Origin of the sequence: Devosia pacifica (assembly GCF_014652635.1) — a bacterium.
Lineage (GTDB): Bacteria > Pseudomonadota > Alphaproteobacteria > Rhizobiales > Devosiaceae > Devosia > Devosia pacifica.
Genome location: NZ_BMZE01000004.1, coordinates 138,207 through 156,834 on the forward strand (window position 1 = coordinate 138,207; position 18,628 = coordinate 156,834).

Consider the following 18,628-nt stretch of genomic DNA (forward strand, 5'->3'; position numbering starts at 1 on the left):
GACCCTTTTGTGTACCTAGAAATTCTCCTCGTCCTCGTGCTCATTCTCGTCAACGGCCTGCTCGCCATGTCGGAGCTCGCGGTTGTCTCGGCCCGGCCTGCACGGTTGCGGCTCATGGCGGAAAGTGGTGACAAAGGCGCCGGTACAGCGTTGGAACTGGCCGAAGATTCCGGCAAGTTTCTTTCGACTGTGCAGATCGGCATCACGCTGGTCGGGGTGCTTTCAGGTGCATTCTCCGGTGCAACGCTCGGCCGCCGCCTTGCTGATAGCCTGTTGAGCATGGGAATGTCGCCGGCGGTCGCCGAGATCGTCGGCGTCGGCGTCGTGGTCGTCACCATTACCTACCTGTCTCTCATCCTTGGCGAATTGGTGCCCAAGCAACTCGCGTTGCGCCACCCGGAGCGGATCGCGAGCAAAGTTGCGCCGATGATGGCAACGCTGGCGGTAGTGGGTGCCCCACTCGTCTTCGTCCTCGATAAGTCCGGTGATCTGGTCCTCGGCTTGCTGGGGCAGGGCGGTGACGACAAGGACTCCGTTACTGAAGAAGAGGTTCGTAGCGTTATTGCCGATGCCACCAATGCCGGCGTGCTGGAGCGCGAAGAGCACTCGATGATAACCGGCGTGATGCGCCTCGCCGACCGCTCCGCGCGTGGCCTGATGACCCCGCGAATGGATGTTGATTTTCTCGACCTTTCCGACGATGCCGCAACGATCCGCAAGAGGATTCTAGAAACCACCCGCTCGCGCCTGCCTGTGCAGGATGGAGATGCCGATTCAATTGTCGGGGTCGTCGCGATCAAGGATCTGGTCGATGCCTTTGATCGTGGCAAGGACTTCAACGTTCGCAGCTATGTCAGCAAGGCGCCCGTGGTGCTCGACCACACCGAGGCGCTCGACGTCATCAAGGCCCTGCGCCGCTCGACCGTTCATATGGCGCTGGTCTTTGATGAATACGGACACTTTGAGGGCATCGTCACCTCCGGGGACATTCTGGAGGCGATCACTGGCGTTTTCCGTGAGGAAAACGACGAGGAACCGGCAATGGTGACGCGCGTCGATGGTTCGCTGCTGGTCGCCGGTTGGATGCCAGTCGACGAATTTGCCGATCAACTCGGCCTCTCGCTGCCGCGAGACACCAAATACGAGACGGTGGCCGGCTACGTCCTGTCTGTGGCGAACCACCTGCCCAAGGAAGGCGAGATCATCGAAACCGAGGAGTGGAACATCGAGGTGGTCGATCTCGACGGGCACCGGATCGATCGCGTCATCATGCATCGCAAGGGCGACGCACCAAAACAGCCACGCGATTAAAGGTCAGAGAATCCGTTATTCTGAATGTCGAAGAGCCGCCCGTTCTCGCTCGTTGAAGGCTTGATCAGGTCCACGATTTTCGGAGCAATCTCTGCCGGCGTTGGCAAGGTCTCGGGGTTCTCGCCCGGCATCGCCTTCTTGCGCATCGCGGTGCGGACAGCCCCCGGGTAGAACACGTTGACCTTCACAGAACTCTGCGCGATCTCGCCCGCATAGGACTTGATCATCGCATCGAGCGCAGCCTTGCTGGCCGCATAAAGCCCCCAATAGGGTCGCGCTGACTTCGCTGCACTCGACGAGATGAAGACCGCACGTCCGGCATCCGCCTGGCGCAACAGCAGATCGAGCGAGCGCACCAGCCTGAAATTGGCGGTCACGTTGACCCGCAGCACATTCTCGAATTCCTGCGGCTTGATATGAGGCAGCGGCGACAGTGTGCCGAGAAGGCCAGCATTGGCAATCAAACCGTCGAGAAGCCCCCAGCGCTCGAAGATCGCGGCTCCGAGCCGGTCAATGGCATCGCCATCGCTGATATCGAGCGGCACCAGGGTACTGGCCGAGCCCAGCTCCTGTATTTCGTCATCAAGTTCTTCAAGGCCGCCGACGGTCCGGCCCACGGCGATAATGTGGGCACCGCGCCGTGCGGCTTCGAGCGCGCTGGCATAGCCGATCCCGCGAGAGGCTCCCGTAACCAGTACGACTTTGCCTTGCAGGTCCTTGGTATCTGACATTCAGCCGGCTTCCTTGAGCAGCGACACTTGTTTTGGCTCGCTTTTGGACCGCCCGCCGAGGTCGGTCAACCGCGTCGGGTAATCACCCGTGAAGTAGTGGTCTGTGAACTGCGGCGCCTTGGCGTCGCGCGGTTCGCCCCCAACGGCCTCGTAGAGACCATCTATCGACAGGAATTGTAGAGAATCGGCGCCGATATGCCGGCACATGTCTTCAACCGTCGCATACTGGTTGGCGAGCAGATTGTCCGGGTCCGGTGTGTCGATGCCGTAATAGTCCGAGTGATAGATCATCGGGCTCGCCACGCGGATGTGGACTTCCTTCGCGCCTGCCTCACGGATCATCTGCACGATCTTGAGCGAAGTGGTGCCGCGAACGATAGAATCGTCAACCAGCACGACCCGCTTGCCGGCGATCTCTTCGCGGTTCGCCGAGTGTTTCAGCTTCACGCCGAACGCGCGGATCGACTGCGTCGGCTCGATGAAGGTTCGGCCCACATAGTGGTTGCGGATAATGCCGAGCTCGAACGGAATACCGCTTTGCTGAGCGTAGCCTATAGCAGCCGGGGTGCCGCCATCGGGCACCGGCACCACGACATCAGCCTCAAGGGGTGCCTCAAGCGCGAGGTTCTTGCCCATGCGCTTGCGGGCCGCATAAACGCTGCGTCCGCCGACGATCGAATCGGGACGCGCGAAATAGACATACTCGAACAGGCACAGACGCTCGCGCCGGGGTTGAAACGGCTTATAGGAATCGATGCTGATGCTGCCGTCCGGCTGCTGCTCACACACCACCACTTCACCATTCTCAACATCCCGGACAAAACGCGCGCCGATAATGTCGAGCGCGCAGCTTTCCGAGGCAAAGATGGGGTGGCCGTCAAGGTCGCCCAGTACCAGCGGACGGATGCCGTTGGGGTCGCGCGCGCCGATCAGCTTGGTGCGGGTGAGTGCCACCATCGCGTAGGCGCCTTCGAGCGCGCCCAGCGCGTCGATGAACCGCTCGGAAGACGAACTGCGCTGCGAACGGGCAATCAGATGCAGCACGACCTCGGTGTCAGAAGTCGATTGGCAGATCGCTCCCTGAGCGATCAGCCGCTTGCGCAGGGTCAGCCCATTGGTGAGATTGCCATTATGTGCAATCGCGATACCGCCAACTTCTAGCTCCGCAAATAGCGGCTGAACATTGCGCAGTGCCGTCTCACCGGTAGTGGAATAGCGCACATGGCCCATTGCCATGTTGCCCGGAAGGCGGTTGATGGTCCCAGGGTCGGTAAAGTGATCGCCGACGAGACCGTGCTGGCGTTCCGAATGGAACTGGCGGCCGTCGAAACTCACAATACCGGCCGCCTCCTGCCCGCGATGCTGCAGCGCGTGCAGCCCCAGCGCCGTCACCGTTGCCGCATCAGGGTGGCCGAGAATGCCGAACACGCCGCACTCCTCGCGCAGCGTGTCGCCGTACAGCTCGTCATCAAGGCTCGGATGTGTCACCGAACTCTCCACTTCAAGAAATCTGCCCTCAATAGCAGAACTGGCCAGCGCCATGCCGCGCCATGACATGGCCCGCCCGAATTGTAAGCCGCTATCAGATCTCTGTAGTCGGCTCGACTGGCGGCTCTGCCGGCACTGTTTCTTCGGGCACAGCAGGCTCTACCTGCGCATCGTCAGTGATGCCGGTTGTCTGATTGAGAATCTCGGTCACCTGTTCCTCGAGATTGTCCGGCAACATGGAAATCAGCGTATCGCCCATCCTCGTAAGATAGGGCAGGGACTGGCTTTCTTCCAGCCAGTCAGGAAGGTTTTCCGGCAGCAGCCACATGCCGAATATAACCACAACGATGGCGATCAGAAGGCCGCGAAGCACACCGAACACGAATCCAAGCGTGCGGTCCAGCGGCCCGATCTTGCTATCGACGACGAAGTCGGCGATGCGCATTGTCAGCAGATGCAGGATGATCAACGCGACGATGAATGTCACGACAACCGTCGCGATATCCGCTGTCAGGTCATCATTGATGTAACCGCGCGCAATCTCTGGATGATACTGCCACATATAGATCGCGAGTGCGGCCGAGCCGGCCCATGTGGCGAGTGAAAGCACTTCGCGGGTCAGACCTCGTGCCGTCGCCAGAATGGCCGAAATCAGCACGACCACTCCAACACCCACATCGAACGCAGTCAGCATATTGAGATCGCCTGCCCAGTTTGATTGCCCTGTTCCTTAGCGGCGACACTTAACGGCTTTGGCTGCCAATGCCAAGCGCCGGGCAAGCAAAGCTGACTTGTGTTTACAAGGTAAAGTGGCTGTTGGGCCTCACTCCGCCGCTTCCGCGACCGGCATCTCCCCACCACTGGCAATCCGCCCGATCAGTTCTGCGAGTTCCGAGTACTCTGAGATCTGCAGTCCGTCACGCCGATCGGCGCTATTGAGCCGTGCCGTGGCAGCGGAAGCAAATCCCAGTTTTTCCGCCTCACGCAGCCGCAAGGCCCCATGCACCACCGGGCGCACGCCGCCGGCCAGTGAAATCTCGCCAAAATAAACCGCATCGCTCGGCAGCGGCGAGTTCGTCAGCGAGGAAATGAGGGCCGCTGCCACTGCAAGATCTGCTGCCGGCTCGTTGATCCGCAGACCACCGGCGACGTTGAGATAAATGTCATTCGCCCCGATACGCACCCCGCACCGCGTTTCAAGCACTGCCAGGATCATTGAAAGCCGGGAGGAATCCCAGCCAACCACCGCGCGGCGCGGCGTGCCAAGCGGCGATGGGGAAACCAGTGCCTGGATCTCGATCAACAGGGGGCGCGTGCCTTCCATACCGGCGAAGACCGCAGAACCGGCAGCGTTTTCATCGCGTTGATCGAGGAACAGCGCAGACGGATTCGAGACTTCCTGCAGCCCCAGGGCGGTCATCTCGAACACGCCAATCTCGTCTGTCGCGCCATAACGGTTCTTGACGCCGCGCAGGATGCGGAATGTGTGGCTGGCGTCGCCTTCAAAATACAGCACTGCGTCGACCATGTGTTCGACGACGCGAGGACCCGCGATCTGGCCGTCCTTTGTAACGTGGCCAACCAGTACAACCGCCGCACCGGATTTTTTCGCGAACCGCGTCAGCGCCTGTGCAGAGGTGCGCACCTGCGTTACCGTTCCGGGAGCGCTGTCGACGCGGTCGGTCCACAGGGTCTGGATCGAATCAATAATGACCAGGTCCGGTGCCGGCCCGCTTTCGAGCGTTGCAAGGATGATCTCGATATTGGTTTCACTCGCGAGCAGAACTTCTGCCTCGCCCAGCCCCAGCCGCTGCGCTCTGAGGCGCACCTGTGCGATGGCCTCTTCGCCCGATACGTAGACCACTCGCCGGCCTGCTTTTGCCAGGGCCGCGGCTGCCTGCAGCAACAGGGTCGATTTGCCGATGCCCGGATCACCGCCAACCAGCAGCGCCGAGCCACGAACAAACCCGCCCCCCGTGACCCGATCGAGCTCGGTGATGTTGCAGGTTACCCGCGCCGCGCTTTCGGTCTCTCCGGAAAGGGGCACAAGTTCTGTCGGCTTGCCGCTCGAGCGCGCCGCTTTCGGGCCCGCGCCGACGCCGCTATCCGTCAGTTCCTCGACAATGCTGTTCCACTCGCCACAGGCGTCGCAACGGCCTGCCCAACGGGCCGAGACAGCGCCGCAGGCCTGACAGACAAAGCTGGATCTCGATCTTGCCACGGAACTCCCCTTGTTCGCGCTGCAGGATAGCGGTCCAAGAAGATGTCGGCAAGAACAAAAAGAGAACCTATGCCGGTTTTTCGGCCCCGATATAAGACCGTGAATAGCGCCCGCGCAGGGTTGTGGTCAAAATCTCGTAGCCGATCGTTCCGCAGGCGTCGGCCTGGTCGTCGACGCCGATATTCTGGCCGAGAATTTCCGCGCCTTCCCCGGGCTTGGGAAGATTGTCGCCAAGGTCAGTCACATCCACAACGGTCAGATCCATGGAGACGCGGCCGATGATCGGGCAGGTCCGCCCATTGATATGTGCAACGCCGCCTTGACGCGCGCTGCTGCCCGACAGACTGCGGAAAAGGCCATCCCCATAGCCGATCCCAAGTACCGCAAGCCGGCTGTCACGCGTCAGCGTATAGCTGGCGCCGTAGCCGACAGTCTCGCCCGTCCTGGCCGGTTTCACCTGCAGCACCGGCGCATGCAAATTGACCACCGGCGCCATCGGGTTTGGACGTCCAATCACGGCCCGCCCGCCATAGAGCGCCACGCCCGGCCGCACCATCTGGAAATGGTAATCACGCCCGTTCATCAGGCCAGCCGAATTGGCCAGCGACGCGGGAATGTCTGGAAATTTCTGCCGCAGTGATTCGAACAGGGCCAGCTGTGTGCGGTTCTTCTCGTGCGTCGGATAATCTGCGCAGGCCAGATGGCTCATGATCATCTGCGGCTGGTAGCCGAGTGGCTCCATGCGCTCGATGACGGCGTTGGCTTCCTCTATCCGCAGGCCCAGCCTGTTCATGCCCGTGTCGAAATGCAGAACGGCGGGAAATGCTTCATTGCGCTCGATGCACTTGTCGAGCCACTCTTCGACCATCGCGACGGAAGAAAGCACCGGCATCAGGTTCTGCCGCACATAAAGGCTGGCGGCACCCGGGTAGAGGCCGTCGAGAACGAATATATGCGCCGCCGGAACCGCCGCACGCAGCGCCAGCGCCTCGTCGACCGTCGCGGTGAAGAAAAATTGCGCACCGGCATTGGCAAAAGCGCGCGCGGCTTCGGCAAGGCCAGTGCCATAGGCATCGGCCTTCACCACCGCAGCCGTCAAGGCGCCCGGAGACACCTTATCGAGTGCACGCCAGTTGCGGGCCAGGGCTCCGAGGTCAATCGTGAGCTGGCCGCCCAGGCCTGAAGTATATGCGGCCATGTGCGCCCTTATTCCATGCGTTCTGGCAAGTAGTCTGCACGCGCAAGGTTACCAAAACGCGTAAATTGCGCCTCGAACGAAAGCTGTACGGTTCCGGTCGGGCCGTGGCGCTGCTTGCCGATGATCACTTCGGCGCGGCCATGCACCTTCTCCATCTCCCCTTGCCAGGCAAGATGTTCCGGCGTGCCCTCCTTCGGCTCCTTGTTCTTGAGGTAGTATTCCTCACGATAAACGAACAGCACCACGTCGGCATCCTGCTCGATCGAGCCGGATTCACGCAAGTCGGCAAGCTGCGGATGCTTGTCGTCGCGCGCCTCAACCTGACGCGACAGCTGGCTGAGCGCGATGATCGGCACTTCTAGTTCTTTGGCCAGTGCCTTCAGCGTCGTGGTGATTTCCGTCAGCTCCTGCACCCGGTTCTGGCTCGCGGACTTGCTCGAGCCAGAAAGCAGCTGCAGGTAATCGACGATCAACAGGTCGAGTCCCTTCTGCCGCTTCAGCCGCCGTGCACGCGCCGCCAGCTGCGCGACGGAAATGCCGCCGGTATCATCAATGTAGAGCGGCACCTGGCTCATCAGGTTCGATGTATCGACCAGCTTGGCGAACTGGCTTTCGTGGATATTGCCGCGCCGGATATCGGCCGATGAAATCTGCGCCTGCTCGGCCAGAATACGGGTCGCCAGCTGCTCCGAACTCATTTCGAGGCTGAAGAACCCGACAACGCCGCCGTCAATGGTCTTTGAGTGACCATCCGGCGTCACTTCGCTGCGGAAGGACTTGGCGATGTGAAAGGCGATATTGGTCGCGAGCGAAGTCTTGCCCATGGCCGGGCGTGCCGCAAGGATGATCAGGTCGGAGCGCTGCAGACCGCCCATCAGCCGGTCGAGATCGACGAGACCCGTGGCAGTGCCCGAAAGCGAGCCATCCCGGCTATAGGCCTCGCCCGCCATCTGGATGGCATCCTTGAGGGCCAGGTTGAACGACTGAAAGCCTCCGTCATACCGGCCTTTTTCCGCCAGTTGGAACAGCGCGCCCTCGACCTCTTCAATCTGCTTTTCCGGCGGCTGGTCAATCTCGGCGTCGTAGGCCGAAGACACCATGTCCTCGCCAATCAGGATGAGGGAGCGGCGCAACGCCAGATCGTGAATGGCGCGGCCGTAGTCGACGGCATTCAGCACCGTCGTCGCTTCCGAGGCGAGGCGCGCCAGATACTGCTGCATCGTCAGATCGTTCAGCAGGTTTTCCGGCAGATGCGTCTTGATGGTGATCGGGTCTGCAGACTTGCCGGCCCGAACGAACTTGCCGATCACCTCATAAATTTCGCGGTGAATGGGCTCGTAGAAGTGCTCGCCCTGCAGGAAATCCGAGACGCGATAGAACGCCTCGTTGTTCACCAGAACAGCGCCGAGCAACGCCTGTTCGGCCTCAATATTGTGCGGCGCCAGGCGGAAGGACTTGTCCTCGGTGGGGTGCAACCTTTGAACCTCAGCCATGACCATCTCCTTCGTCGCTCGTGCGGCAGTGCCCCCCTTATCCACATCCACAAAAAGAGAGTCGATGAGTCGCAGTCAGCACACGGCCTCTCGAGGCACACTGCGTTTGTCGCCTGTGAACAGCGTGAATAACGGGAGTTTGCTGGAGAGCCGGCCTTGGCGCAACTCAACAACGGGCGAGGTGGCCAAAGAGCTCAAAGACAAAAGGGCCGGGCATACGCCCGACCCCTTCAAGACTTCAGAAGGTGAAGAAACTCAGGCTTCTTCGTCTTCGGAGAACGACTCGCGCTCCTCGGCGGCGGCGTCAGCCTGGCCGGCGGTGAAATCGCCCTCGGAGTCGTCGTCATAGGTGGTGACCGTCAGGTCCTCACCCTTCGCCTGGCGCTCGGCTTCGTCTTCCGAACGGGCAACGTTGACATTAATCGACACGGCGACTTCGGCGTGCAGGCGCAGCGGCACTTCGTGCAGGCCGACCGACTTGATCGGGTCCATCAGCTCGATCTGCGAACGCTGGATGGTGTAGCCGTCTTCTGCCAGGGCATCGACGATATCGCGAGCGGCGACCGAACCATAAAGCTGGCCGGTTTCACCAGCCTGGCGGATCATCACCACGGTGCGTCCATTCAGCCCTTCGGCAATACCGGCAGCAGCGTTGCGGCGCTCTTCATTGCGCTTTTCGATGACGGCGCGCTCGGCTTCGAACTTCACGCGGTTTGCCTCGGTCGCGCGCAGCGCCTTGCCCTGGGGCAGAAGGAAGTTGCGTGCATAACCGTCGCGAACGGTGATTTCGTCGCCGATCGTGCCGGAACGGCCAAGGCGCTCTAGAAGAATGACTTTCATTTTGGGTCCTTTCAGTGCTGTCCCATCAGCAGATGGTTAGAAGACTGCGGCGTGCCGCAGCCCCCAACGGAGCCTTTGTCGTGCTTATTGCACGGCGTAGGGCATGAGGCCGATGAAGCGGGCGCGCTTGATGGCGCGGGCCAGCTCGCGCTGCTTCTTGGCCGAAACGGCAGTGATGCGGCTCGGTACGATCTTGCCGCGCTCGGAAACGTAGCGAGACAGCAAGCGCACGTCCTTATAGTCGATCTTCGGCGCGTTCGGGCCGGAGAACGGGCAGGTCTTGCGCCGGCGCTGGAACGGGCGGCGGGTCTGAACTGTGGTCAGGTCCTTGATAGCCATGGAATCTGTCCTTTTCTCTTAGAACCGGCGCGGGCGACGATCGCCGCGGTCACCGCGCTCGTCGCGCTTCTGCATCATTGCGGACGGGCCATCTTCCAGCTCGTCGACGCGTACGGTCATGAAGCGCAGAATGTCTTCATTGATGCGCATCTGGCGCTCCATCTCGGTCACCGCCGCGGCAGGCGCGTCGATGTTGAGAAGGGTGTAATGTGCCTTGCGGTTCTTGCGCATGCGGAAGGAGAGACCCTTGAGGCCCCAGTATTCCGACTTTTCGACCTTGCCACCATTGCTGGTGAGAATTTCCGTCAGCTGGTTGGTCAGGTCTTCGACCTGCTGCTGGCTGACATCCTGGCGTGCCAGGTAGATGTGCTCATAAAGGGCCATGAGACGCCTTTTCGTATCGGTTGACGATCCATTCCTTCGGCGCGGAGCCTCCTTGAAGCCGGAAAGGCGTTCAAAGCAGTCTTCTAAAGAGCGGGAACACGGGAGGCCGGACGTGCTGCGAAAGCACCCTATCGGCAATAGCCGACCCTCCGTTCAGCCCCCGGCCGAACGAATGCAATGGGCGTATACTGCCAATCAGGCACATGCGCAAGCCTCGCCCGCGAAGCTTGACACTGAGGTGACAGGCGGGCAATCCCGGCATTGGAGCACCGGGCGCCGAGGAGCGGTGCAATAAACGGAGGACCGTTGATGGCCAAGTACGCATTCACCTTCCCGGGGCAGGGCAGCCAGGCCGTCGGTATGGGCAAGGCGCTTGCAGAAGCGCATCCCGAAGCGCGCGCAGTGTTCGATGAAGTCGACGAGGCGCTTGGCGAAAAGCTCTCCGAGATCATGTTCGAGGGGCCTGAAGACACGCTGCGACTGACGGAAAATGCGCAGCCAGCGCTGATGGCATCGAGCCTCGCCGTCATGCGCGTTCTCGAGGCCCGGGGCATCCGCATCTCCGAACTCGCCTCATATGTCGCCGGCCATTCGCTGGGCGAATACTCCGCCCTTTGCGCTGCAGGCAGCCTGTCGCTGTCCGATACGGCCCGCCTCTTGCGCACACGCGGTCAGGCCATGCAGAAGGCTGTCCCCGTGGGCCACGGTGCGATGGCGGCTTTGTTGGGGCTCGATCTCGATGCAGTGCGCGAAGTCGCGGCAGAAGCTGCAAACGGCGAAGTCTGCGCGGTGGCCAATGACAATGCGCCGGGGCAGGTGGTCGTCTCCGGTGGTGTCAACGCTGTTCAGCGCGCGATAGATCTCGCCCGGGAGCGCGGCGCCAAGCGGGCACTGCTGTTGCCGGTCAGTGCACCCTTTCATTGCTCGTTGATGCAGCCGGCAGCCGAAGCAATGGCTGAAGCGCTCGGCGATGTCGAACTGCGCGACCCGGTTGTGCCGCTCGTTGCCAATGTGGTCGCTTCCCCCATCAGCGATGCCTCTGAAATCCGCACCCGTCTTATCGAACAGGTCACGGGCGTCGTGCGCTGGACAGAAAGCGTGCGATGGATGGCCTCCGACGGCAAGGTTGATACCTTCGTGGAACTGGGCACCGGCAAGGTCCTCACCGGCCTCGCCAAACGTATCGATTCCGACGTGACAGCCATATCGGTGTCCAGCAGCGATGATATTGCATCGCTGGTCGAGCAGCTGGGTAGCTGACCTCAGCTCATAGAATATAGCACTGCATCCTCAACAGGAGCGATTAGATGTTTGACTTGTCTGGAAAGAAAGCCCTGGTCACCGGGGCGAGCGGCGGCATCGGTCGCGAGATCGCCAAGGCGCTGGCTGCGGCAGGCGCCACTGTGGCGCTGAGCGGCACACGGGTGGGTGCGCTCGAGGACACTGCTTCGGCTATCGGCAAGGAATGTCCGATTCTTCCGTGCAACCTGTCCAATCTTGATGAGGTCGATCGTCTGGTTCCGGCCGCAGAAGACGCCCTCGGCGGGCTCGACATTCTCGTCAACAATGCCGGCATGACGCGCGATAATCTGTTCATGCGTATGAAGAACGAAGAATGGGATGAGGTGCTCGCGGTCAACCTCACTGCCGCATTCCACCTTTCACGCGCGTGCCTGCGCGGCATGATGAAGCGCCGTTTCGGCCGCATAATTGGCATATCTTCCGTTGTTGGCGTAATGGGCAACCCCGGGCAGGGCAATTACGCGGCCTCGAAAGCCGGCCTGATCGGCATGTCGAAGGCGCTGGCGCACGAAGTCGCCTCGCGCAACATCACCGTCAACACCGTAGCACCGGGCTTCATCGGCTCGGCGATGACGGATGAACTCAACGAGAAGCAGCGCCAGGACATCATGTCGACCATTCCAGCGGGTCGACTCGGTACGGCTGAAGAAGTGGCAGGATGCGTGGTGTTTCTCGCAAGTGACGCCGCGGGATACGTCACCGGCCACACGCTCAACGTCAATGGCGGCATGGCGATGATCTAGGTCATTGTCCGATGAGAACGATGGAATAGCCGTATGAAGTATGATAATGCGCGCCGCGTTGCGGATTGGCGGTTGCCTTGCGGACGCCCTGAAGCGCATTTACAGTCGAAAAATTCCGGCTGTGAAGCTTATGAGTGCGCTTGCACGTTTAACTGAGCGCCAATAGAAGCGTACAAAACCTCGATTTCAGAATAAGGAAGTCAACACATGAGCGATATCGCTGATCGGGTCCGCAAAATCGTTGTGGAACACCTCAATGTAGATGCGGAGAAGGTCACCGAGAAGGCCAGCTTCATCGATGACCTCGGCGCGGATTCGCTCGATCAGGTCGAACTGGTCATGGCGTTTGAAGAGGAATTCTCGGTCGAGATTCCAGATGATGCCGCTGAGCAGATCCAGACCTTCGGCGATGCAGTGACCTTCCTTCAGAAGGCTGTCGGCTGACCTTTCAATCAACCGGGTTGTACAAATGGAAATGCGCCGAGTCGTCATAACCGGGATGGGAATTGTCTCACCCCTGGGTTGCGGTATCGAAGCCACGTGGTCGAACCTTCTGGCCGGAAAGAGTGGCGCAAAACGCATCGACGATTTCCAGGTGGATGACATTGCCTGCCAGATCGCCCATCGCCTGCCTTTAGGCGACTACGCAGATGGCAAGTACAACCCGGATGAATGGATGGACGTGAAGGAGCAACGTAAGGTTGATCCGTTCATCGTCTATGCCATGGCCGCCTCGCAGCAGGCGATCGAAGACGCGGGCGTCGTACCCAAGACCGAGGAAGAAAAGGAACGCACTGGCGTCCTGATCGGCTCGGGTATTGGCGGGGTGGGCGGTATCTACGATGCGTCCGTCACGTTGCATGAAAAGGGGCCACGACGCATCAGCCCCTTCTTTATCCCCGGACGCCTGATCAATCTTGCTTCCGGCCAGGTTTCCATCCGATTCGGGCTCAAGGGCCCCAACCATTCCGTCGTCACCGCGTGTTCGACAGGTGCGCATGCCATCGGCGATGCCGCGCGTCTTATCGCCCTTGGTGACGCAGACGTCATGGTCGCTGGTGGCGCCGAAAGCTGCGTCAACCGTCTTTCGCTCGCAGGCTTTGCCGCTGCACGGGCGCTATCCACAGGTTTTAACGACGCTCCCGAAAAAGCATCTCGCCCTTACGACAAGGATCGCGACGGCTTTGTCATGGGCGAGGGCGCCGGCATTGTCGTGCTCGAGGATTATGAGCGTGCCAAGGCCCGTGGCGCCAAGATCTATGGCGAAATCATCGGCTACGGTCTTTCGGGCGACGCCTACCACATCACGGCACCAGCTCCGGACGGTGATGGCGGCTACCGGGCGATGAGCGCCGCGATCAAGCGTGCGGGTATCAGCCCCGGCGACATCGATTACATCAACGCGCACGGCACCTCGACGCCGCTTGGTGACGAGATCGAGCTGGGCGCGGTGACCCGTGTCCTCGGCGATGCCGCCTCAAGTGTCTCGATGAGTTCGACCAAATCGGCAATCGGCCATCTGCTCGGCGCCGCCGGTGCAGTCGAGGCGATCTTCTGCGCGCTGGCAATGCGTGACAGCAAGCTGCCAGCGACACTCAATCTCGACAACCCATCCGTCGAGACCGAGATCGATCTGGTTCCCAATACGCCCAAGGACAAAGAGGTCAACGTCGCGTTGTCCAACTCCTTCGGCTTTGGCGGAACCAATGCTACGCTGGTGATGCGCAAGGTCGCCTGACCGTCCCAATGCCGCACCATCGCACATGCACATAGACCAGGCTGACGCCGCAAGCAGCGCCGATGGCGCGTCTAGAGGAGGGTAGAACACGCGATGGCCAACCGTAAGACACGCCGCACCCGTCCGCGTCGGCGCAATGGTTTTGTGGAACTGGTCAATGGTGTTCTCTCACTCATTGTCTTTGCAATGCTGCTGGTCGGCGGCGTGTTGTTTTATGGGGCGTGGCAGTTCTACGGCGAAGGCCCGACAGCCGAGGAAACAACGTTTCGCGTTGAAGCCGGCAACAACCTCTCGACTGTCGCGACGCGTCTTGAAGAGCAGGGGCTGATCGCCAATCAGTACATTTTCCAGCTCGGCGGCCGGGCACTCGATCACCAGACCAACATCAAGGCTGGCGATTTCCGCATTCCTCCCGGCTCCAGCATGTCGGAAATCCTGCGTGAGCTGACACAGGGCGACCCGATACGCTACGCCGTCACCATCCCCGAGGGCTGGACGTCCTGGGAGGTCGTTCAGCGGCTCAACCGCGAAGACAACCTCACAGGTGAAATCGATGCGTTGCCTGCTGAAGGATCGATTCTCCCCGGCAGCTACGATTATACGCCTCAAGACGCGCGCCAGTCCGTGCTCGACAGGATGCAGCAGGCGATGGACGAGGCCGTCGAGGAAATCTGGGCCGGGCGAGAAGACAACCTTCCGCTCGAAACGCCAGAAGAACTCGTGACCCTCGCCTCGATCGTCGAAAAGGAAACGGGTGTGCCTGAAGAGCGGCCACAGGTCGCCGCCGTCTTCGTCAATCGCCTCAAGGTGCCGATGCGCCTGCAGTCAGACCCGACGATCATCTATGGCATCACGCGCGGCCAGTCGACGCTGGGACGCGGCTTGCGACGCTCCGAGATCGAACAGGAAACGCCCTACAACACCTATCAGGTGGATGGACTACCGCCGACGCCGATCGCCAATCCAGGGATCGAGTCCCTTCGCGCGGTCGCGCATCCGGACGAACACGCTTATCTCTACTTCGTGGCGGCGGGCCCCGTGCCGTCCGACGGGCACGTGTTCGCGGAGACTTATGCCGAGCATCGCGAGAATGTCGCGCGCTGGCGCGAGATCGAGCAGGAGGCCGCTGCACAGGCAGAGCAAGAGGCTCAGGCCGCCAAGGACGCCATAGAGGCGGCAGAGGCGGAAACAGAGGACGAAGAGGCTGCCCCCGTCACCGAGTAACGCGCCCTTTCGGTCGCACCACTGCAGGCGGTGGATAGCGGCTCAGCGCTCTTGACCTCGGCAGGGCCATAACGCAACTAGCCTGCATCACGGATAAACAGGCGGGGCGTCCCATGGAGTTTCAACGTCGCGGTGTGATGCTGGTCATCGCCTCGCCCTCGGGCGCCGGCAAATCCTCGATCTCGCGGGCCCTGTTCGGCCAGGACCCCAACATCAAGCTTTCGGTCTCTGTGACCACGCGCGCTCGCCGCACCGATGAGGTTGAGGGCAAGCACTACTTCTTCATCGATGTGCCGACCTTCGAGCGCATGCGCGCCGATGGTGAACTGCTGGAATCGGCCGAGGTGCATGGCAATTTCTACGGCACGCCCCGCGCCCGCGTTGAGGAGCAGCTGGCCTCAGGCAACGATATCCTTTTCGATATCGATTATCAGGGTACGCTGCAGCTCTATGAGAACTCGCGCCCCGACATGGTGACGGTTTTCATCCTGCCGCCCTCGATAAAGGAACTGCGTGCCCGCCTCGAACGGCGCGCGCAGGACAGCGTCGGCACTATCGAGAAGCGCCTGACCAATGCCCGCAAGGAGATGGCGCACTACAACGAGTATGATTTCGTCATCGTCAACGAGGATCTGGAGGTCTCGACGCAGCGCGTGCGCTCGATCCTTGCGGCGGCCCGCCTCGAACGCGAGCGCCAGACCAACCTCGATAGCTTCGTGAAGGGCTTGCAGAACCAGATCGGCTCGATCTGATCACTGTCCGCGTCTGGCGGCCAGTACCTTCGCCATCTCGAGAAATGTTGCAATCGGCAGTGTTTCCGCACGCTCGTCGCCGTTCAGCCCACCGGCTTCGAGCAGTTCCGGTACCGGTAAGCCGGTTGCCTTAAGGCTCTGCCGCACCATTTTGCGGCGCTGGCCGAACGCCGCTCGTGTGATCGCCTCGAGCGCCTTGACCGGAAGGGCACCGTCCACCGGCTTCGGCTTCAGATGCACCACCGCAGAGGTGACTTTTGGTGGCGGCGTGAACGCTTGTGGCGGCACGTTGAAGGCAATGCGCGCATCGCTGCGCCAGCCGCTCAACACCCCCAGCCGACCATACGCCTTGTCGCCGGGCGCTGCACAGATGCGCTCCGCCACTTCCCGCTGAAACATCAGCGTCATGCTCTCAAAGAAAGGCGGCCATGGGTCCTGGCTCAGCCAGCCCGTCAGTAGCGGGGTTGCGATGTTGTAGGGCAGGTTGGCGACGATCCGCGTCGGCCCTTCCGCAAGGCGCGCGTAGTCGATCTCGAGCGCGTCGGCCTCGATGATCGTCAATCGCCCCGGATAGGCGTCACTGATCTCTTCGAGCGCCGGCAGGGCACGCGGGTCGCGCTCGATGGCGACGACCTCACGGGCGCCCTCCATCAAAAGCGACCGCGTAAGGCCACCCGGGCCTGGTCCCACCTCGATCACCCGTACCCCTTCAAGCGGCCCAGCCGTGCGGGCGATGCGCCTTGTGAGGTTGAGATCGAGCAGAAAATTCTGCCCCAGTTCCTTTTTTGCGCGTAACGAATGCGCCGCGATCACCTCGCGCAATGGCGGCAGCGGGTCGGTTTCGTCCATGCCTAATTGCGCCTTTCGCTCATGCTGGCCGCAAGTTCGATCGCCGCCTTCATGCTCTCATAGGATCCTTGGCCCGTGCCAGCGAGGTTGAACGCCGTCCCGTGATCGGGCGAGGTTCGCACAATCGGCAAGCCAAGCGTCACATTCACCGCCTTATCAAACGCCACCGTCTTGATCGGGATCAGCGCCTGATCGTGATACATCGCGATGACCGCATCGTAGCTTTGCCAGTGCGGCGGATGAAACAGCGTATCGCCGGGCAGCGGTCCCGCCAGATCGAACCCTTGGCCACGCAGCCGGTCCAGCGCTGGCGCGATAATGTCGCGTTCTTCAACTCCAATCGTTCCGCCTTCGCCGGCATGCGGATTGAGGCCCGCCACGGCTATGCGTGCCCGCTCGGCCCCGAAGCGGTCGCGCAGATCCTTTGCGACGATCTGCACCGTCTGAGTTATCAGCTCTTCGGTGATCAGCTTCGACACGATGTGCAGCGGAACGTGGATGGTCGCGGGAACAGCACGAAAACGCTCATGTGCCAGCATCATCACCGGGTGCGGAATGCGCCCGTTCTCTGCGCAAAGCGCCGCCAGAAACTCCGTATGTCCAGGATATGTGAAGCCTGCAGAATAGAGTGCGCCCTTGTGGATCGGCGCAGTTACCAGTGCGCTGCAGCGCCCTTCGCGCACATCGCTCACTGCCCGCTCGATCGCCCGAACCACCACCGGCGCTGCTGCCGTGTCGGTCTCGCCCGGCCGGTCCGCGACGGCAATGCCATCTGCGACGTCGATGACACCGATGCATCCTTCAGGCACCGGCTCCCCGGGCCAATCAAGCGTTCTGATCTGTAGATTTATACCAAGCCGGGCAGATCGTGCCGCCATGAACGAGGCCGCGCCATAGACCACGAACTCAGGCAATCCGGTAACCTCGGCTGCCAGCCGAAGGATCAGGTCAGGTCCGATCCCGGCTGGCTCGCCCATGCTGATGGCCAGGGGCACAGCGTATCCTCGTCTCGCAGGGAGAAACCCCGGCGCAATCAGTTGCGAACGATGCGTGCCTTTTCACGCAGTTCCTCAAGGAACGCCGCCGCGTCGGCCTCGACCTGATCCTGGCCGGCTTCGCTGCGCAGTTCTTCCTTGATGAAGGTCGTGTCGTTCGCCTGGGCCTTCTCGCAGACCGCCAGCATCGAAACACCGCGATCGGTCACCCGTGGGCTGGTGATACCGCCGACATTGAGCCCTGCCAGTTCGCGTGCCACGGCCTCGGGAAGCTGCGTAGCGTGACGCCGCCCGACATCGATCACCGCGGCGTCGGTGTAGTTCATGGTCAGGTCTACTGCGGAATCGCAGCCCGAAAAGCTGCCGCGATAGCGGTTGGCCTGCGCGGTCCGTGCAGAGGCGTTCTGTCCGCCGGGAGCGAGAAAGATCACTTCCTTGAGGATATAGTCGAAGCTCATCGTTGCATTGAGCTGGTTTTCTGCCTGCTGGTCGAGTGCGAGGTCAGAGACCTGAACCTGCGGTGCAATCGTGCCCTGAACCACCTCGTTCCAGGCAATTGCGGCCTCGAGGCGGTCACGCAGGGTTTCGGGGGTCGCGCCAACGCCGCGAAGGATCTCGTCAAGACGCTGCTTGCTGATCTGGACGTTACGCGCAACCTGAAGATAAGCGGCGTCGATTTCGGTTTCCGCGACCGAAATGTTCAGCCGCTCTGCTTCCTGCATCTTTAGGGCTTCCTCAATCAACTGATCGAGCGCCGCGCTTGCCCCGCCTCGGTTCCCTTCAACCTGAAACAGGCGGGCGCGCTGCGTGACCTGATTATCGGTAATCTGTTGACCGTTGACGGTTGCGCGGACGCCAGTCTGCGCGTTCGCCGGATTAGCGGCAAGGCTCAGCGTCAGCATTGTGGCCAGAGCAGCAACGAGGTGCAGCCCTCGAGACATTGCAAGCTTCATCATCGTGTTCGTCCAACCAGTTCGAGGAAACGCGGCAAACGGAACAGCCAAAAATGGCCAAAATCCG

The 18,628-nt window shown here is 61.2% G+C and carries 19 protein-coding genes; 7 read left to right on the forward strand and 12 right to left on the reverse strand.

What is annotated here, in order from left to right; genetic code table 11:
• Positions 1–9: 9 nt before the first annotated feature.
• Positions 10–1,311: a hemolysin family protein gene (locus IE127_RS17005; protein WP_189426985.1), complete on the forward strand. Its 1,302-nt coding sequence runs from the start codon at positions 10–12 to the stop codon at positions 1,309–1,311.
• Here the strand turns inward: IE127_RS17005 and IE127_RS17010 are convergent.
• From IE127_RS17010 to rpsF, 9 genes are all read right to left on the reverse strand, one after another.
• Positions 1,308–2,042 carry an SDR family NAD(P)-dependent oxidoreductase gene (locus IE127_RS17010; RefSeq protein WP_189426986.1) on the reverse strand — a complete coding sequence of 245 codons (735 nt, stop codon included), beginning with the start codon at positions 2,040–2,042 and terminating at the stop codon, positions 1,308–1,310. The two genes, IE127_RS17005 and IE127_RS17010, sit on opposite strands and share 4 nt — an antisense overlap.
• The gene (gene purF / locus IE127_RS17015) at positions 2,043–3,584 is read right to left on the reverse strand and encodes an amidophosphoribosyltransferase (RefSeq protein WP_189427245.1); all 1,542 of its coding nucleotides are present in this window, start codon (positions 3,582–3,584) and stop codon (positions 2,043–2,045) included.
• A 40-nt stretch (positions 3,585–3,624) separates the two neighbouring features.
• Positions 3,625–4,224 (reverse strand): CvpA family protein, encoded by a 600-nt coding sequence (locus IE127_RS17020; protein WP_189426987.1) that lies wholly within the window; start codon positions 4,222–4,224, stop codon positions 3,625–3,627.
• Between the two features lie 129 nt (positions 4,225–4,353).
• Complete coding sequence (radA, locus tag IE127_RS17025) at positions 4,354–5,751, reverse strand: DNA repair protein RadA (RefSeq protein WP_189426988.1); 1,398 nt, start codon at positions 5,749–5,751, stop codon at positions 4,354–4,356.
• Between the two features lie 67 nt (positions 5,752–5,818).
• Entirely contained in the window at positions 5,819–6,949 is a 1,131-nt protein-coding gene (alr, locus tag IE127_RS17030) for an alanine racemase (RefSeq protein ID WP_189426989.1), read from the reverse strand.
• 8 nt (positions 6,950–6,957) lie between these two features.
• The gene (locus IE127_RS17035) at positions 6,958–8,442 is read right to left on the reverse strand and encodes a replicative DNA helicase (protein WP_189426990.1); all 1,485 of its coding nucleotides are present in this window, start codon (positions 8,440–8,442) and stop codon (positions 6,958–6,960) included.
• A gap of 255 nt (positions 8,443–8,697) precedes the next feature.
• Entirely contained in the window at positions 8,698–9,282 is a 585-nt protein-coding gene (gene rplI, locus IE127_RS17040; protein WP_189426991.1) for a 50S ribosomal protein L9, read from the reverse strand.
• 84 nt (positions 9,283–9,366) lie between these two features.
• Positions 9,367–9,621 (reverse strand): 30S ribosomal protein S18, encoded by a 255-nt coding sequence (rpsR, locus tag IE127_RS17045; protein WP_373297337.1) that lies wholly within the window; start codon positions 9,619–9,621, stop codon positions 9,367–9,369.
• A gap of 18 nt (positions 9,622–9,639) precedes the next feature.
• Complete coding sequence (gene rpsF / locus IE127_RS17050) at positions 9,640–10,005, reverse strand: 30S ribosomal protein S6 (protein WP_189426992.1); 366 nt, start codon at positions 10,003–10,005, stop codon at positions 9,640–9,642.
• Positions 10,006–10,314: 309 nt separating this feature from the next.
• Between rpsF and fabD the strand changes: the two genes are divergently transcribed.
• From fabD to gmk, 6 genes are all read left to right on the forward strand, one after another.
• Positions 10,315–11,265 (forward strand): ACP S-malonyltransferase, encoded by a 951-nt coding sequence (gene fabD, locus IE127_RS17055; RefSeq protein WP_189426993.1) that lies wholly within the window; start codon positions 10,315–10,317, stop codon positions 11,263–11,265.
• A gap of 47 nt (positions 11,266–11,312) precedes the next feature.
• Positions 11,313–12,050 carry a 3-oxoacyl-[acyl-carrier-protein] reductase gene (gene fabG / locus IE127_RS17060; RefSeq protein ID WP_189426994.1) on the forward strand — a complete coding sequence of 246 codons (738 nt, stop codon included), beginning with the start codon at positions 11,313–11,315 and terminating at the stop codon, positions 12,048–12,050.
• 207 nt (positions 12,051–12,257) lie between these two features.
• The gene (locus IE127_RS17065) at positions 12,258–12,494 is read left to right on the forward strand and encodes an acyl carrier protein (protein ID WP_189426995.1); all 237 of its coding nucleotides are present in this window, start codon (positions 12,258–12,260) and stop codon (positions 12,492–12,494) included.
• Positions 12,495–12,525: 31 nt separating this feature from the next.
• Positions 12,526–13,788, forward strand: a complete 1,263-nt coding sequence (gene fabF, locus IE127_RS17070) for a beta-ketoacyl-ACP synthase II (protein ID WP_189427247.1) — start codon at positions 12,526–12,528, stop codon at positions 13,786–13,788.
• A 93-nt stretch (positions 13,789–13,881) separates the two neighbouring features.
• Complete coding sequence (gene mltG, locus IE127_RS17075; protein ID WP_189426996.1) at positions 13,882–15,012, forward strand: endolytic transglycosylase MltG; 1,131 nt, start codon at positions 13,882–13,884, stop codon at positions 15,010–15,012.
• Between the two features lie 113 nt (positions 15,013–15,125).
• Positions 15,126–15,764 carry a guanylate kinase gene (gmk, locus tag IE127_RS17080; RefSeq protein WP_244640297.1) on the forward strand — a complete coding sequence of 213 codons (639 nt, stop codon included), beginning with the start codon at positions 15,126–15,128 and terminating at the stop codon, positions 15,762–15,764.
• Here the strand turns inward: gmk and rsmA are convergent, their stop codons facing one another.
• Genes rsmA through IE127_RS17095 form a run of 3 tightly spaced genes read right to left on the reverse strand, consistent with a single transcriptional unit; the run spans position 15,765 to position 18,564 of the window.
• Complete coding sequence (gene rsmA, locus IE127_RS17085) at positions 15,765–16,613, reverse strand: 16S rRNA (adenine(1518)-N(6)/adenine(1519)-N(6))-dimethyltransferase RsmA (protein ID WP_189426997.1); 849 nt, start codon at positions 16,611–16,613, stop codon at positions 15,765–15,767.
• A gap of 2 nt (positions 16,614–16,615) precedes the next feature.
• Complete coding sequence (gene pdxA / locus IE127_RS17090; protein ID WP_244640300.1) at positions 16,616–17,608, reverse strand: 4-hydroxythreonine-4-phosphate dehydrogenase PdxA; 993 nt, start codon at positions 17,606–17,608, stop codon at positions 16,616–16,618.
• A 38-nt stretch (positions 17,609–17,646) separates the two neighbouring features.
• A complete protein-coding gene (locus IE127_RS17095) occupies positions 17,647–18,564 on the reverse strand; it encodes a peptidylprolyl isomerase (RefSeq protein WP_189426998.1) in 918 nt (305 codons plus the stop codon).
• Positions 18,565–18,628 lie beyond the last annotated feature (64 nt).